Source organism: Chryseobacterium caseinilyticum, assembly GCF_014837145.1.
In the GTDB taxonomy this organism is placed as follows: domain Bacteria; phylum Bacteroidota; class Bacteroidia; order Flavobacteriales; family Weeksellaceae; genus Chryseobacterium; species Chryseobacterium caseinilyticum.
Genome location: NZ_JACYFS010000004.1, coordinates 98121 through 114491, shown reverse-complemented (window position 1 = coordinate 114491; position 16371 = coordinate 98121). Strand labels below are relative to the sequence as shown.

Genomic DNA, 16371 nt, shown 5'->3' with positions numbered 1-16371 from the left:
AAAAGATTTTGTGTGGTCCGGAATTATTTATTTAAAGATACTCATTTAAGATGACTTACTTGGAGAAAAATCCAAAACGGAAAAATCACCTAAAGAAATTTCTCTTGCAACTCCAAAGTATTGCGCAGAATTTCCAATCATTGAATTGGAAAGATTTCCGTGGTTGATTTTGGTATTTTCCTGAATCAGAGAGTTTTCAATATTTGAATTCACCACCTCAGTATTGTTTCCCAGAGAAACGCCGGGCCCAATTTTAGAGTTTGAAATTTTTACGTTTTCACCAATAAAACAAGGCTGAATGATTAAAGAATTTTCAATATTTGCTGAAATTGGGAAATGAGACATTGCTTCTCTTTCATATTCCAAAATTTTTGAGTTGGTTTCTACGGTAGCGTTTTTATTACCACAGTCCATCCAGTCATTCACTTTCCCGAGGCTGAATTTTCCACCTTTTGCTCTGAGGTTTTCCAACGCGGTTGTCAGCTGATATTCTCCACCGTTTTTAATATCATTATCCATGATATAATTGATTTCGCTCATCAGTTTTTCAGCAGAATTAAAATAGTAAATTCCAATAATCGCCAGATCAGATACAAATTCCTGTGGTTTTTCCACAAAATCCGTGATGAAACCATAGTTGTCTAATTTTACAACACCAAAAGCAGAAGGATCTTCTACGCTTTTTACCCAGATTACACCGTCAGCATTTTTATCTAAAATAAAATCTGCACGGAACAAAGTATCGGCATAAGCAATCACAACATTTCCTTCCATTGAAGCTTCGGCACATTTCAATGAATGAGCTGTTCCCAATGGCTCCAACTGATGATAGATGCTTCCTTTAGCACCCAATTTTTCTGCAATATTCAATAGGGATCTTTCAATTTCAGGACCGAAATCTCCGATGATAAATGCTACTTCTTCGATTTCTTCACCAGCCACTTTGGCAATATCTTCTACAAGTCTCTGTACGATTGGTTTTCCTGCAATAGGTATAAGAGGTTTTGGAACGGTGAGTGTATGCGGGCGCAGTCTTGATCCACGGCCTGCCATAGGAACTATTATTTTCATGTGTTGATCTTTTATATAGTTTAATGTATAATTATGATTTTCTGAGAATTTTGTTGATCATCGTTCTCTCATTGTATATCAGGAATCCGATAAAGAAGATAAACAGACCGTTTCCGATAAAATAATTCGTACGGAAAAAGTGAAACGAGATCATCGAGATTGCCACCGAAAAAATGATGTAAATCCCTATTTTTTTTATGTTATAATGAATAGGATACTGAATTCTGCCCCAAAGGTAGGAAATTACCATCATACTTCCATACGTGGTGAGTGCAGCGATTGCACTTGCCCAATAACCGTACTTCGGAATGAATAGGAAGTTGATAAGAATTGTAATAGCAGCACCGATCAGAGAAATATACAGTCCAACTCTCGTCTGATCTGATAATTTGTACCAGATAGAAAGATTGAGATAAATTCCTAAAAATAAAGCTCCGAGCATTACGTAAGGAATGATTTCAATGCCTTCAAAATATAGTGGATTGGCAAGATATTTCTCTGAAATCCATTGTAAATTCACCATCAGTCCGGCAAAAATCAGGCAGTTGCAAATCACGAAAACATCCATGAGAACTGCATAGGTTTTATGGTTATTTTTATCCTTGAAGCTTGAAAAGAAATATGGTTCAATTCCCAACTGATAGGCTTGTCTGAAGACGGTGATAAAAGTGGCAATTTTATATACCCCACCGTAAACTCCGATCTGATGCTTAGCTTCTTCTTTTGGAAGCAAAAATTTAAGAAACTGTCGGTCTAAAGTCTGGTTAATAACTCCCGCCAATCCAGCAACCATGACCGGCCACGAATAATTCATAATTCTTTTCCAAAGAGGAAAATTGAATTTTTTAAAGCTGAAATTCACAAATTCTTTAGAAACAATGGCTAAAGTGATAATGCTCTGAACGAGATTGGCAACAAAAACGTAACCCACACCAATTTCGGGATCATATTTTAAACCTAAAATACCATCCGGATATTCAGGAAGAATTTCAATAAAGAAAAATACCAAAAGATAGTACACTACAGCTCCAATCACTTTTGAAAGTGTGTACAGCACCGGCTTTCCTTCCAATCTTAAAACAGCCGAAGGAATTGTAGCAAAGGCATCGAAAGACAGAATGAAAAGAAACATCACCAGATAATTGACCTGATCCGGAGTTTCAAAAGCGTTGGCTAAATCCTGTCTGAAAACATATCCTAATATTAAGTAAATAAGTCCTGTCGCCAGAATGCTCATTGAACAGGTGGAAACCAGTGTTTTTTTGTCAATTTCTTTTTCCTGTGCAAACCTGAAAAATGAAGTTTCCATTCCGTGTGTAAGGAAAACCGTGATCACTCCGGCAATCGAATACCAATCCACGAAAGGTGATGATGCTGACGGCCCGAATGCATTGGTTACGATAGGTGCAATCAGGAAAGGGAAAATCCTTACTAAAACTGAACTCAGCCCGTATACAGCGGTTTGTCCAAATAATTTCTTATACAATTTCTGGTTTTTAAAATGCAAATGTAAATATTTAGTATTTGATTTTTTATTGTGGGGATTAAAATTCATTCATAAACCTTAAATTTATAGTCGCAAGCTTTTACTTGTGAACTCAGTTTAAAATTTTTTAAATTTGTATAAAATTTTAATTATGACCACGTTTACGATAAAACTTACAGATGAAAAAGAGATCAAAACCTTTGTAGGGATTTTGAAAGCTTTGGGCATAAAAGCGAAAAAAACTGAAGATGACAATTCTTATACTTTTGAAGAATTGAAAGAAGAAATTGAGAAAGCAAGAAAAGATTTGGAGACAGGAAAATTAAAACCTACAACCACTGAAGAGCTATGGGCAAGTATAGATTAATCGTTACTGACAAAGCTAAATCGGATATTTCGAAAATTAAAAAATCAGGAAACAAGTCTGACCTGAAAAAAGTAGAATCCTTTCTTGAAGAAATTCAGAACGATCCCCGTGCAGGAACAGGTCATCCCGAACAGCTGAAAAACTTTGACGGTGAAGTCTGGAGTAGAAAGGTTAATAAAAAGGACAGGTTTGTGTACGAAATTTTTGAAGACAAAATTTTGGTCGCTGTTGTACGTGCTCTAGGACATTACCTCGATAAATAATTATATTTTAATAATTTACCCGGCTGAGCTCGGGTTATTTTTTAATCTTTACCAATGAAAATTTTAATAAAAAACGCCCAAATCGTCAATGAAAACCTTGTTTTCCAAAGTGATATTCTGATTGAAAATGATTTGATTTCAGTAATTTCAAAAAATATTTCTGAGGAAAATGTTGATCAGATTATCGACGCTTCCGGAAAATATCTTTTGCCTGGAATCATCGACGATCAGGTGCATTTCCGCGAACCCGGTTTGACGCATAAAGGCGATATTGAATCTGAATCACGTTCTGCAATTGCCGGCGGTACAACGAGTTTTATCGAACAGCCAAACACTGTTCCCAATGCTGTAACACAGGAATTATTGGCTGACAAATACGAAATCGCGTCCCAGAAATCATTTGCCAACTATGGTTTTATGATGGGCGGAACGAATGATAATTTAGAAGAAGTTTTAAAGACAAACCCAAGAAATGTTCCCGGAATTAAATTGTTTTTAGGTTCGTCAACCGGAAATATGCTGGTTGATAACCCTGAAACTCTTGAAAATATTTTCAGTAATACGAAAATGTTGATTGCCGTTCACTGTGAGGACGAAGCAACCATCAGAGAAAATACTCAGAAATATCTGGACGAATATGGTGAAGATATTCCCGTGAAATTTCATCATTTGATCAGAAGCGAAGAGGCTTGTTACAAGTCATCATCAAAAGCAATTGAGCTGGCAGAAAAAACAGGAGCAAGACTTCATGTTTTCCATTTGTCGACGGCAAAAGAAACGTCTCTGTTCAGAAATGATATTCCTTTAAAAGATAAAAAAATAACAGCTGAAGTTTGTGTTCATCATTTGACTTTTACCAATGAAGATTACGATACAAAAGGTGGTTTAATTAAATGGAATCCTGCTGTAAAAACTCAAAAAGACAAAGACGGACTTTGGGAAGCTTTGCTGGACGACAGAATCGATGTAATTGCCACTGACCATGCGCCTCACACCTGGGAAGAAAAACAGAACGTTTACACAAAATGCCCTTCTGGAGCACCCTTGGTTCAGCATTCCTTGGTCGTGATGCTTGAAAATTTTAAAAACGGAAAAATTTCTTTAGAAAGAATTATTGAAAAAATGTGTCACAACCCGGCAATTTTGTTCAGAATTGAAAAGAGAGGTTTTATCAGAGAAGGTTACAAAGCGGATTTGGTTTTGGTTGATCTGGAAGATAGCTGGACGGTTGACAAAGAAAATATTCTGTACAAATGTGGCTGGAGCCCGCTTGAAGGAATGAATTTCAATTCCAAAGTTACCCATACATTTGTCAACGGAAATTTAGTTTACGAAAACGGAAAAATCAATGAAGAAAAATTTGGGGAGCGACTGCTTTTTGAAGTTGAAGAATAAATCGAAAGACTGCAAATTTGCAGTCTTTTTTTTTCTGTCTCTCTCAGATTATAGCGATAGAGCTGATCTTACAGTAAATCAGCAAAGTCTATCAATAATTGTATCAATAAAACGGGCTTTAGTCCGTTTTTTTATTTAAATAACAAATGGCTTCAGACAGAATTTAAATCTCACGCTGATTTTGCAAATTCTGCAGATAATAAATATTTAAAATCTGCTTCATCAGCGCAATCTGCGTGAGAAAATTATCTAATAATCATTTGAAAATTAATCAATCACAATACTTTGAATCCCTTTCTCTAAAGCATTCTCCATAATTCCCGGAATCGATAAACCTTCTGCCCGGAAAACACTCACATCATTAACTCCATAAAATCCAAAAACATTTTTCACATAAGGAACATTAGAATCATAAACCTGATATGGACCTTCAGAATAAATATTTCCTGAGGTGAAAGCGACATACAGTTTCTTATTTTTTAATAAACCTTCAGGTCCTTTTTCGCTGTACTGAAAGGTATATCCGGCTCGTGAAGTAAAATCAAAATACGCCCGAAGTGTCGCAGGAACTGAGAAATTATACATCGGCGATTCGACGATAATAATATCAGCTTCTTGCAATTCTGAAATTAAGCCTTCGGAATACTGGCTGATGGATTCCTGTTCTGGTGAACGGCTCTCTGCTGGAGTAAAGAAGGAATTGATGTGAACATCTTCCAAAAGCGGAACCATATTTTTTGTCAAATCACGTTCTTTTACAATGCTGTCAGGATATTTTTCCTGAATTTTTTCCAGTACAGCATTTCCTAGTTTTCTGCTGGCGGATACTTCTATTCTCGGACTTGAGATGATGTGCAAAATTTGTTTCATTTTTTAAATTTTTAATTCTCTGACAAAATTATGTACATTTGCTTATCAATAGTTAGTAGTGAACTAAAGGTTAGCAGTAACCTTTTGGTTAGTCTAAAAATAGTTATATGGAAAATAGTATCGATTTTGAAGAGCCTCTTACTGCTCAGCGGTGTTCGCAAAGTCTTTCATCAGTGGAAGATGCCATCTACGTCATCGGAGGAAAATGGAAACTCAAAATTATTATTGCACTTCAGGAACATGGAAATATTAGGTTCAATGAGCTTCAGAGAATCGTTTCCGGAATATCGGCAAGAGTACTTTCAAACGAATTGAAAGATTTGGAACTGAATGGTTTTGTGAAGAGAATCGTGCATTCAGAACAGACTCCGGTGGTTGTAGAATATATTTCAACAGATTACAGCAAGACGTTGAAGACTGTGATTATGGCTCTTTCCGAGTGGGGAAGAATTCATAAAAAGAATCTCAAAGAAGATGTCTTTGAAAAATAATTCTTTAATTGAAAGATCTTCTGAATTCCAGAGGCGAGAAGTTCGTTTTTGCCTTAAACAGTTTATTGAAAGACTGTGGGTGCTCAAATCCGAGTTCATAGGCAATTTCGCTTACAGAAAGCTGCGTGGTCGACAATTTTTCTTTTGCAATATCGATCACTTTCTCGTGAATGTGCTGCTGCGTAGTTTGTCCGGTAAGTGTTTTCAGTAGACCGCGCATATATTTTGTAGACATATTGAGTTTTTCAGAAAGATACTGCACACTCGGCAATCCTTTCATCAGGAAATCTTCTGCGTTAAAATAATCATTTAATAGAATTTCCAACTGTTCCAGAAGCTGATGATTGGCTTTGTGACGGGTGATAAACTGTCTCTGATAAAAGCGTTCTGAATAATTCAACAGCGTTTCCAGCTGAGAAAGAATGATATTCTGACTGAACTGATCGATGTTTGACTGATATTCCTGTTTTATGTTTTCGATAATTTGCAGCGTCTTCATTTCCTCATCTTCCGATAAAAATAATGCTTCATTTACAGAATAATCAAAAAACTCATATTTTCTGATTGCGCCTGCCATCGGCGTATTATAAAGAAAATCCGGATGAATCATCAGCATCCATCCTGACGGATTTTTGCCTTCTCTTTCTCTGGTGACGCTTAGAATCTGATGAGGCGCCATGCAAAACATCACGCCTTCATCAAAATCATATTCTTTCTGTCCGTACCTGTATTTATGATTCATATCTCTTTTTACAGAGATGGTGTAGAAATCAAATATTAAACTCTGTCTGCCGGTTTCAGTCTGTTCCATGTCATCAAAATTTATCACACTGATCAGCGGATGTTTTGGTTTTGGCAAGCCTCTTAAAGTATGAAATTCGGAAATCGTTTTCAATCTTATCGGTTGGTTTTCAGACATAAGCTTTTTAGGTTTAGAATTAAATTGAAATCAGTTTCAAATATAATCAGTTTAAATATACAAATTACTGACGCTCAGAAAAATAAGCAGAACCTTTCATATCTTCCAGTAAAGTAGGATGTTGCGGATTCCAGTTTAATGATTTTTTGGTTTCTTCGCTGGAAGTCATGTTATTCAGTTTTGCAAAATGAGCAAACCATGTGAAATGTTCTGCTGCTTCCTCTGTTGAAAGAGAAACAACCGGAATATTCAGTTTTTCAGCAATTTCTGTTGCGATCATTTTAAAAGGAATTCCCTGCTCGGCCACTGCATGATATCTTGTGCCGGTTTCAAAGGGTTTTTCCAAAGCCAGTCGGTACAGTTTCGCAGCATCCAGTCTGTGAACAGCTGGCCAAAAATTATTTCCGTCATCAATGACTGCAGAAATTCCTTTTTCTTTTGCAATTTTGATGGCTAAAGGCACAAAACCGATTTTATCACCTTCACCATGAACAGAAGGCGACAGTCTCACGACTGCTACTTTCACGCCTTTTGCAGCGACAGCATCAGCGGCATTTTCTGTCGCGATTCTTGGATGTGGATTGTTTACCGAACGGTCTTTTTCTGTAGTTATTCCATCTTTCGAAAAAAGTGCAGTTCCGGATGTGATCAGAAATGGTTTTTCTGTTCCGACCAAAGCCTCACCAATAGCTTCGATGACCTGACCGTCAAGTCTGCACATTTCCTCGAATCTTGCGAAGTCATGCACAAATCCTAAGTGAATCACCGCATCAGAAATTTCCGCTCCCGATTTCAAACTTTCAAAATCATTCAGGTCTCCACGGTGTGCTTCTGCTCCTGAAGCAATCAATTTATTGGCTGATTCTTCCGAACGCGCTAAACCTAAAACCTGATGGCCATTAGCCAATAATTCCTGCACCACGGCAGTTCCTACGAAACCTGTGGCACCTGTAACAAATACTTTCATTTTAAAATTATTTAATGATGCAAAGTTCAGTTTTCGCAAAATGAACAGTGTATCCAAAAAGTATTTTTCTGTAGCCGAAAGATTTTTAAATTACATTTTAATTAAACGACTGCCGAAATTCCAGCGGCGACATTTTCGTTTTCTTTTTAAAAAGCGTACTGAAAGACTGCGAATGCTCAAATCCCAGTTCATATGCAATTTCGCTCACCGATAACTCCGTGGTTGAAAGTTTCTCTTTTGCTTTGCTGATGAGCTTTTCGTGAATATGTTGCTGTGTGTTTTGTCCGGTCTGGATTCTTAATAAATCACTCAGATAATTCGGCGACAGATTCATCGCTTCAGCAATTTGATGAACCGTTAAAAGTCCTTTTTCTGAAGATTCTTTATCGAAATAATCATTCAGAAACGTTTCAAATTTCGTCAAAAGCTGATGGCTTCCGCTTTTTCGGGTAATAAACTGTCTTTCGTAAAAACGTTTGGAGTAATTCAGCAGCAATTCAATTTGCGACAGGATGATTTCCTGCGTATGCTGGTCGATGTGCTGACATTCCTTATCGATTTTATTTAAAATTTCAAGCAAATCATTTTCCTCATCTTCCGATAGATGCAAAGCTTCATTCACGGCGTAAGAGAAAAATCCGTAAGACGAAATTGTCGTTGCCAAAGGCTGTTTCAATAGAAAATCTTCGTGAAAAATCAGCAGATAACCCGTGTTTTCACAATCCATCGTTTTCAAATCGAGATACTGAACCTGATTAGGTGCCGTAAAACTCAGAACACCTTTGTCATAATCGTAATGTTGCTGGCCATATTTTATTTTTCCGGTTGCATTCCGTTTCAGAGCAACACAGTAGTAGCGGCTCACAAAACCTTTCCAGACCTCATCTTCAATAAAAATGCTTTCAGAAAGATTGATAACACTCACCATCGGATGTTTCGGTTCCGGAAGCGAAAGTAACCTGTGAAATGCCGAGATAGACTGTATGGTGTTCATAACTTCAAATTCTAAATATTAAAGATAGTATTTTTTTGGGCGCCTGTTTCCGTCTTCCACTCCCGCTTTTTTGCTCGTCGTACCTCCTCACAAAAAGAGCTCCGTTCAAGCCGGGGCGCAATCGTATTGCGTTTTAAACAAACCTCATAGGTTTTCAAAACCTATGAGGTTTACATCTTCGAATCGCCACGAATAAATCAATAATCCAAAAGTCCCATCCCAAATTCATCGTAGGTTGCTCCCGTATCCGTTCCCAAAGGTACAATACTTTCCAGCTTCTGAATATCAGAATCACTTAAGACAATTTTACTGGCTTCAATATTCTGCTCAAGATATTTTCTGCGTTTCGTCCCCGGAATCGGAACAATTCCTTTGCTGATAATCCACGCCAAAGCCAGTTGTGAAGCAGTAATTTCTTTTTCCTTCGCCAGATTTTCAATCGCTTCCACAAGTTCAATATTTTTGTGGAAATGCTGTTCCTGAAATCTTGGAATTCCTCTTCTGAAATCATTTTCCGGCAAATCATCAATCGAACGGATCTGTCCGGATAAAAATCCTCTTCCCAACGGAGAATACGCCACAAAACCAATTGCCAGTTCATTTAAAGTTTTAATAACGCCTTTCTCTTCAACCGTTCTTTCAAACAGAGAGTATTCACTCTGCACTGCTGTGATTGGATGAACTGCGTGCGCTTTCCTCACAGTTTCAGATGAAACTTCCGACAGACCAATGTACCCGATTTTTCCTTCCTTCACCAGATCACTCATCGCACCAACCGTTTCTTCCACCGGAACATTCTTGTCAAGACGGTGCATGTAATATAAGTCGATGTAATCAGTTTTCAGATTTTTTAGCGAACGCTCAACCGATTTTTTCACATAATCTTTCTGCCCGTTGATTTTCCATGTGACCTGTTCGTTGTCATCGATTTCCCAACCGAATTTTGTAGCAAGAATGTAATTGTCACGATTCCCTTCAATGGCTTTTGCTATTAAACGCTCATTTGCAAACGGTCCGTACAAATCTGCCGTGTCGAGAAAGTTTCCGCCCAGTTCCAGAGAACGGTGAATAGTTGCAATCGCTTCGTGCTCATCTGTTTTGCCGTACATATCTGCATCTCCAAAACCGGTCATTCCCATGCATCCCAGACCGATATTCGGGATGATTAATCTCTGACTTCCTAATTTTACCTGATTCAATTTCATATTGTTGATTTTTATTGATACAAAATTCAAGAGAAATTAAGAATTGGATGTATGCAAAATGAAGATTGTCGTATGCAAATTACGGATTCGCTATTCCTATATTTTAAATTTTAAAAATTATTTAGAATCATTCAAAATATGATAAAAGTCAGTTATTTTTTTGTCATCTGAAATTTTCTTTTTAATTTTACCTAACAAATGTTAGTTAGTTTATGGACTTTGCAGTTGAATATTTAAAACTTGACCAATTGAGAGCTCTTCAGTCCGACAGACTGAAGGATTTGGTGGTTTATCTTGAAGAGAAATCAGATTTTTATAAAAGAAAATTTGATGAATTAGGAATTACAAATCAGGATATCAGGACCATTGAAGATATTTCCAAGCTTCCTATCACTTACAAGCAGGATTTAAGAGACAATTATCCGTTTGGATTGTTCACTGTTCCGAAAAATGAACTGCAGAGGATTCACTGTTCGAGCGGAACAACAGGAAAACCGACAGTCGTTGGCTATACTGAAGAAGACGTTGATCTTTTCAGCGAAGTGGTGGCCAGATCATTAAATGCAGCCGGAGCAAAACCGGGAATGCAGTTACATAACGCTTACGGTTACGGAATTTTCACCGGTGGACTCGGACTGCATTACGGTGCAGAAAAATTAGGAATGAGCGTTCTTCCGATTTCAGGAGGAATGACTTCAAGACAGGTTGATCTTATTATCGATTTTCAGCCGGAAGTTCTTTGTTGTTCGCCTTCTTACGCATTAACCATCGCTGATGAATTTGCTAAAAGAGGAATCTCGGCAGACGAAATCAGTTTGAAATATGCCGTTTTAGGTTCAGAGCCCTGGACGGAAATTATAAGACATCACATCGAGGAAAGACTGGGCGTTCATGCAACCAATATTTATGGTTTAAGTGAAATTATCGGTCCCGGAGTTTCAATGGAAGATTTTGAAGAAAAAGGTGGATCTTACATTTGGGAAGATCATTTTTATCCTGAAATTTTAGATCCTATTACCAGAGAACCGCTTCCGTATGGTGAAGAAGGTGTATTGGTGATCACTACTTTAACTAAAAAAGCAATGCCGCTTCTCCGTTACTGGACGAATGATATTACAAGTCTGTATTACGACGAAAATGCCAAAAGAACCATGGTTAAAATGAAACCAATTCTGGGCAGAGCCGATGATATGCTGATTGTACGAGGCGTAAATGTGTACCCAAGTCAGATTGAAGAAGCTTTTTCTCATGTAAAAGGCGTGGTTCCAAATTATTATCTGACTCCGATTGAGAAAGAACAAATGTGTGTGGCACTCGACATCGACGTAGAAATTGATGATGAATTGGTGACCTCAGAAAATTTAAATATAAATTCAGCTGAATATCTTATTTTCGCAGGAAATTTTGGGAAAAGCATCGAAAACGAAATAAAAAAGAGAGTAGGAATTACCACGAAAGTGAAAATTCACGCTCAGGACAGCTTACCGAAATGCGAAGGTGGAAAAATTAACAGAATACTAAAGACAAAATGAATTCATTTTATAAATTAAAAACTGTAAAAGTTCAGAAAGATACCAATGATGCGGTGAATGTAGCATTGGAAATTCCTGAGGAGCTGAAGGATAAATTCAGGTTCAAACAGGGGCAGTATCTGAATTTTAAACTTATGGTTAACGGTAATGAAGAGCGCCGTTCTTATTCTATCTGCAATGCGCCGAGCGAAAAAAGCAACACGCTTGAAGTTTTGGTGAAGCTTTTGGAAGGCGGAAGAGTTTCCGGATATTTCAATGAGCATCTGCACATGGATGAGGTTTTGGAAGTGATGCCTCCGATGGGCGGTTTTAATACTTCTTATCATCCGACTAACACAAAAACCTACGTTGGATTGGCGGCAGGAAGCGGAATCAGTCCGATTCTTTCTAACTTGAAGGAAAGTCTGTATCAGGAACCAAATTCCAACGCATATCTTTTCTACAGCAACAGAAGCATGAATCATGTGATGAAAAAAGCTGAGATCGATAAGTTGGTAGAGCAGTTTAACGGAAGACTGAAAGTGGTTTATCTTGTAAGCCGTGAAAAACATGCTGACCCGATTTTTGAAGGAAGAATCTCTCCTGAAAAACTGGATCATTTATTTGATAGATATACCGATATCGACGTGAAGGAAGCTACTTATTTTATTTGTGGGCCTTCGGAAATGATTAAAGGTATTTCCGATTATTTAAAGAAAGACAAAAAAGTTCCTGCGATTCAGGTTCTGTTTGAATATTTCTCGGCTCCGGACGAAGAAGATTCTGCGGAAATGAGCGATGAATTCAAGGCCATTGCCAATATTGAAAGTATGGTGACGGTGATTATCGATGATGATGAATATTCGTTCCATTTGAATTCAAAAAAAGAGAGTATCTTAGATAAAGCATTGAAAGACAATCTTCCAGTGCCTTTTGCCTGCAAAGGAGGAGTTTGCTGTACGTGTAAAGCGGAAGTTCTCGAAGGAGAAGTTTTCATGGAGAAAAATTTCGCATTGACCGAAGACGAAGTAGCCAGAGGTTTTGTTCTGACTTGCCAGTGTCACCCAACGACTAACGTAGTAATGTTAAATTATGATGTCTAATTTAAAGTCACCTGCAATAAGTAAAAGTTTCTCATTTCAGGCGATCATTTATTTTATTTTTTATGTTTTATCGGGAATACTTTTAATAAATATTACCGAACATCCGGTTCCTGAATTTCAAGGTAAAATATTCGGAGACGGGCAGTATTATTATAATATGTCCAGAGATATCAACCATTTTGTGGGTTCCCCGTGGGGTTACCGGGTAGGTCTTCCTTTTATAATATATTTATTACATACAGTTACTTCAGTTGATATACAGAAGTTGTATCTAATTAGCCAACTCATGTTCTTCGGAACATTTCTTACAGTACTTCATTTTTGGATAAAAAGAAAGTTTGAACTGACATTGCTCCAAACCCTATTGGTAACTTTTACATTCGTTTTTTCATACGCGGGTTATTTTAACCTGCATGTGGATGTAAGCATTGGTTTAGTAGAAAGTTTATTTTTGTTACTCGGTGTAATATGTATTTTGGATCAGAGAATGTTAAGTTTCTTTATGATCATACTGATTTCATCTTTTTTCAAAGAAACCATCGGTGTTTTTTTAATTGGAACGTATATCTTATATAACTTTAAATTGAATGATCTGTCGTGGTTAAAGAATGCAGGTATAGCAGTTGTATTATATGCAGGTGTTTTTATTTTATTAAGATCCGGTATATTCTTTGAAAATCAAAATTCCTATCTTCAATATTACAGCGATGTTAAAAAGGAATTGGCAGACAGAAATTATTTAAAATTAATTGTTCAGATAATTGTTTCACTGGGTTTTTTATGGGCGGTTGTTCCATTGGTATTTATTAAGCTTTGGAACACAAGATATATCAATCTATCGGTTTTTATTGCTATAGCTTTAGCTCAAATTATCGTTGCAACAGATGTTTACAGAATGGTAAGTGTATCAATGACTGTTATTTTGATTTATTATGCTTTGGTTATAAAAAATTATAATCCGAAAATTTATACCCTCATTTTTATCTTAAATATTTTATTCTTTTTCATTTATAATAATCGTTATTATAGATACTTGGATTTTATTTAATGAATTAATTTATTAAAAATTATGTTATGAGTTATGAAAAATTCGTACAATACGTACACGACGGAAATAAAGTAGAACCAAAAGATGTAATGCCCGATGATTACAGAAAATTATTGGTTCGTCAGATTTCACAGCACGCACATTCTGAGATTGTCGGGATGTTGCCGGAAGCTAACTGGGTTTCGAGAGCACCTTCACTGAGAAGAAAAATGGCGCTTTTGGCTAAAGTTCAGGATGAGGCAGGTCATGGGTTATACCTTTATTCTGCCACCGAAACTTTAGGAAACGGAACAATCAGAGCCGACAGAGATGCTACCTACGAAGATATGCTGGAAGGAAAAGCAAAATATTCAAGTATATTCAATTATCCAACTTTAAGCTGGGCAGATATCGGTGCCATCGGTTGGTTGGTTGATGGTGCAGCGATTATGAATCAGGTGATGTTGATGGGGAATTCTTATGGTCCTTACTCAAGAGCGATGGTGAAAATCTGTAAAGAAGAATCTTTCCACCAAAGACAGGGTTATGAGATTTTAATGGCACTTTGCCGTGGTACAAAACAGCAGAAAGAAATGGCTCAGGCTTCGCTAAACCGTTTCTGGTGGCCGGCTCTAATGATGTTTGGCCCGAATGACGACAGTTCGCCCAACTCTAAAATCTCTATGAACTACCGAGTGAAAAGAGAAAGCAACGACAGTCTACGTCAGAGATTTATCGACGTTACGGTTTCTCAGGCTGAATTTTTAGGCTTAACTGTTCCGGATAAAAACTTAAAATGGAACGAGGAAAGACAGCATTACGATTTCGGCGAACTTCCATGGGATGAATTTATGGAAATCTTAAAAGGAAACGGCCCTGCAAACAAAAAAAGACTGCAGACCAAAGTAAAAGCACAGCAGGAAAACCTTTGGGTAAAAGAGGCAGCGAAAGCTTTTGCTGAAAAGCAGAACGAAAGAGTAAATTAAATAAATTGTTTGATGAAAATTTTGGTTCAAATATTTTTAGTTTTTCTTTTGATTGGATGCCAGTCCAAAGAAAACAAAAATTATGAATCGAAAATTTTAGGAAAGTGGCTTTTTGTAGAAGAATATTTTATTACCAGATATGATAATGAAGGATTTGAAGAACCGCCACCTCCGCCAAGAGAAAATCTAGGATTTAATTTTTACTCAAAAGATAGTTGTGAAGCAAATGAAAACTATGTGGATTTGAAATCATTTCATGTTGACTACTTTCACACAAAATTCGGAAGAAAAACCTGCTATAAAATGAGTATAGATTCTTTAAAGATATATAATAGATCATTAAATAAATGGGAATCTGCTTACATCATGAATCTTGATAGCAATAATTTAGTGTTAAATTATAAAAATGTTATCATTAAAAAGTATGTAAGAGTAATTAAAGATTAAAAATATTTAACCATTAAGATTTTGTTTAGAAGCTTAAAGCGAAGCTAACTTAATATTCTTAACAACTTAATAGCTCTTAATGGTTCAAAAAATTAAAGTTTAAAATAATTCAAAATCTAAAATTTAGATAAAAATTAAAATTTGACTATGGCAAATTTAGATATGTGGGAAGTGTTTATTCAGACTAAACCGGGATTATCTCACAAACACGTTGGAATTGTACAGGCACCAACAGCAGAAATGGCTTTGCAGAATGCAAGAGACGTTTATACAAGAAGAAAAGAAGGAACCTCTGTTTGGGTTGTTCCAAGTAAATATATTGTGACTTCAGAAGGAATCGACAAAGAAGCATTTTTTGATCCGGCAGATGACAAATTGTACCGTCACCCGACGTTCTACGATATTCCAAACGATGTGAAAAATATGTAAAACAGCGATTGGCTGTTAGCTGCTGGCAATTGGCCAAAAGCTAGACGCCAAAAGCCAAAAGCTAAAATAATGAACCCATTATATAATTATTTATTAAAACTAGCAGACGACAGTTTCATTATGGGACAGCGTCTGTCTGCGTGGTGCGGTGAAGGTCCTTATCTGGAGGAAGATATTGCTTTGACAAACATTGCTTTGGATGAGCTTGGACAAGCCAACAACTTTTACGTGTACGCTTCAAGAGTCGCCGACAACGGGAAAAGTGAAGATGATTTGGCTTTCCTGAGATACGAGCACGAATATTTAAATGCGCACTGGACCGAACTTCCCAACGAAGATTACGCTCAGACGATTTTGAAAGTGTATGTTTTCGCAGTGTATCAAAAGTTGATGTATGAAGCTTTGTCGAATTCTACAAACGAAGAACTTTCGGCTATCGCTCAGAAATCTCTGAAAGAAGTTAAATATCATTACACTCACGCTGCGTCATGGATGAAAATTTTCGGACACGGAACTGAAGAAAGCAAAATGCGTCTTGAAAGATCCATCGAAAATATCTGGGAATACACCAAAGGTTTATTTGCAAAAACAGAAGGCGAAGATGATTTGATTGCTTTAAACATCGCTCCGAATGTTGATGCTTTGTATGAAGATTTTGTATCCATTACCACCAAAGATTTTGCGGATTTCGGTTTGGAGTATCCTGCCAATCCTTTCATGCAGCCAAAATCAAGAACAGGTTATCACACGGAATACTTTGGATTTATCCTTTGCGAACTGCAGTATATGCAGAGAGCATATCCGGGATGTACGTGGTAAAAATCAATGAGTTAATTTGAA

General features: G+C 36.9%; 18 protein-coding genes. 11 read left to right on the top strand and 7 right to left on the bottom strand.

Annotated elements, in window-relative coordinates:
• Positions 1-45 precede the first annotated feature (45 nt).
• Entirely contained in the window at positions 46-1071 is a 1026-nt protein-coding gene (locus IC610_RS13430) for a sugar phosphate nucleotidyltransferase (RefSeq protein WP_056076302.1), read from the bottom strand.
• Positions 1072-1102: 31 nt separating this feature from the next.
• Positions 1103-2557, bottom strand: coding sequence for a lipopolysaccharide biosynthesis protein (locus tag IC610_RS13425; protein ID WP_191737331.1), 1455 nt, complete (start codon positions 2555-2557; stop codon positions 1103-1105).
• 151 nt (positions 2558-2708) lie between these two features.
• On the opposite strand from IC610_RS13425, the gene IC610_RS13420 reads away from it, so the two are divergent.
• The 3 genes from IC610_RS13420 to IC610_RS13410 are packed head-to-tail and all read left to right on the top strand — an operon-like array spanning position 2709 to position 4582.
• A complete protein-coding gene (locus IC610_RS13420) occupies positions 2709-2924 on the top strand; it encodes a hypothetical protein (RefSeq protein ID WP_191737330.1) in 216 nt (71 codons plus the stop codon).
• Positions 2906-3187 (top strand): Txe/YoeB family addiction module toxin, encoded by a 282-nt coding sequence (locus IC610_RS13415; RefSeq protein ID WP_191737329.1) that lies wholly within the window; start codon positions 2906-2908, stop codon positions 3185-3187. The genes IC610_RS13420 and IC610_RS13415 overlap by 19 nt, the downstream gene beginning before the upstream one ends.
• 54 nt (positions 3188-3241) lie before the next feature.
• Positions 3242-4582: a dihydroorotase gene (locus IC610_RS13410; RefSeq protein ID WP_191737328.1), complete on the top strand. Its 1341-nt coding sequence runs from the start codon at positions 3242-3244 to the stop codon at positions 4580-4582.
• A gap of 267 nt (positions 4583-4849) precedes the next feature.
• On the opposite strand, the gene IC610_RS13405 is transcribed toward IC610_RS13410, so the two are convergent.
• A complete protein-coding gene (locus tag IC610_RS13405) occupies positions 4850-5452 on the bottom strand; it encodes an FMN-dependent NADH-azoreductase (RefSeq protein ID WP_191737327.1) in 603 nt (200 codons plus the stop codon).
• Between the two features lie 107 nt (positions 5453-5559).
• Between IC610_RS13405 and IC610_RS13400 the strand changes: the two genes are divergently transcribed.
• The gene (locus tag IC610_RS13400; RefSeq protein ID WP_191737326.1) at positions 5560-5943 is read left to right on the top strand and encodes a winged helix-turn-helix transcriptional regulator; all 384 of its coding nucleotides are present in this window, start codon (positions 5560-5562) and stop codon (positions 5941-5943) included.
• A 4-nt stretch (positions 5944-5947) separates the two neighbouring features.
• Here IC610_RS13400 and IC610_RS13395 read toward each other — a convergent pair whose 3' ends face one another.
• The 4 genes from IC610_RS13395 to IC610_RS13380 form a co-directional block, all read right to left on the bottom strand.
• Positions 5948-6862 (bottom strand): helix-turn-helix domain-containing protein, encoded by a 915-nt coding sequence (locus IC610_RS13395; protein ID WP_191737325.1) that lies wholly within the window; start codon positions 6860-6862, stop codon positions 5948-5950.
• Positions 6863-6926: 64 nt separating this feature from the next.
• Positions 6927-7829: an SDR family oxidoreductase gene (locus IC610_RS13390; protein ID WP_191737324.1), complete on the bottom strand. Its 903-nt coding sequence runs from the start codon at positions 7827-7829 to the stop codon at positions 6927-6929.
• A gap of 97 nt (positions 7830-7926) precedes the next feature.
• Positions 7927-8823, bottom strand: a complete 897-nt coding sequence (locus IC610_RS13385) for a helix-turn-helix domain-containing protein (RefSeq protein WP_191737323.1) — start codon at positions 8821-8823, stop codon at positions 7927-7929.
• Positions 8824-9020: 197 nt separating this feature from the next.
• The gene (locus IC610_RS13380; protein WP_191737322.1) at positions 9021-10028 is read right to left on the bottom strand and encodes an aldo/keto reductase; all 1008 of its coding nucleotides are present in this window, start codon (positions 10026-10028) and stop codon (positions 9021-9023) included.
• Positions 10029-10240: 212 nt separating this feature from the next.
• Between IC610_RS13380 and IC610_RS13375 the strand changes: the two genes are divergently transcribed.
• The 7 genes from IC610_RS13375 to paaC all read left to right on the top strand — a co-directional run bounded on the left by IC610_RS13375 (position 10241) and on the right by paaC (position 16350).
• Positions 10241-11560 (top strand): phenylacetate--CoA ligase family protein, encoded by a 1320-nt coding sequence (locus tag IC610_RS13375; protein ID WP_191737321.1) that lies wholly within the window; start codon positions 10241-10243, stop codon positions 11558-11560.
• Entirely contained in the window at positions 11557-12642 is a 1086-nt protein-coding gene (locus tag IC610_RS13370) for a 2Fe-2S iron-sulfur cluster-binding protein (protein ID WP_191737320.1), read from the top strand. Before IC610_RS13375 ends, IC610_RS13370 begins: the two co-directional genes overlap by 4 nt.
• Entirely contained in the window at positions 12632-13690 is a 1059-nt protein-coding gene (locus tag IC610_RS13365) for a hypothetical protein (RefSeq protein WP_191737319.1), read from the top strand. The genes IC610_RS13370 and IC610_RS13365 overlap by 11 nt, the downstream gene beginning before the upstream one ends.
• Before the next feature lie 26 nt (positions 13691-13716).
• Positions 13717-14655, top strand: coding sequence for a 1,2-phenylacetyl-CoA epoxidase subunit PaaA (gene paaA, locus IC610_RS13360; RefSeq protein WP_191737318.1), 939 nt, complete (start codon positions 13717-13719; stop codon positions 14653-14655).
• Positions 14656-14667: 12 nt separating this feature from the next.
• Entirely contained in the window at positions 14668-15102 is a 435-nt protein-coding gene (locus tag IC610_RS13355; protein WP_191737317.1) for a hypothetical protein, read from the top strand.
• 147 nt (positions 15103-15249) lie between these two features.
• A complete protein-coding gene (gene paaB, locus IC610_RS13350; RefSeq protein WP_034679196.1) occupies positions 15250-15531 on the top strand; it encodes a 1,2-phenylacetyl-CoA epoxidase subunit PaaB in 282 nt (93 codons plus the stop codon).
• 12 nt (positions 15532-15543) lie between these two features.
• Complete coding sequence (gene paaC / locus IC610_RS13345) at positions 15544-16350, top strand: 1,2-phenylacetyl-CoA epoxidase subunit PaaC (protein ID WP_228462936.1); 807 nt, start codon at positions 15544-15546, stop codon at positions 16348-16350.
• Positions 16351-16371: the final 21 nt, after the last annotated feature.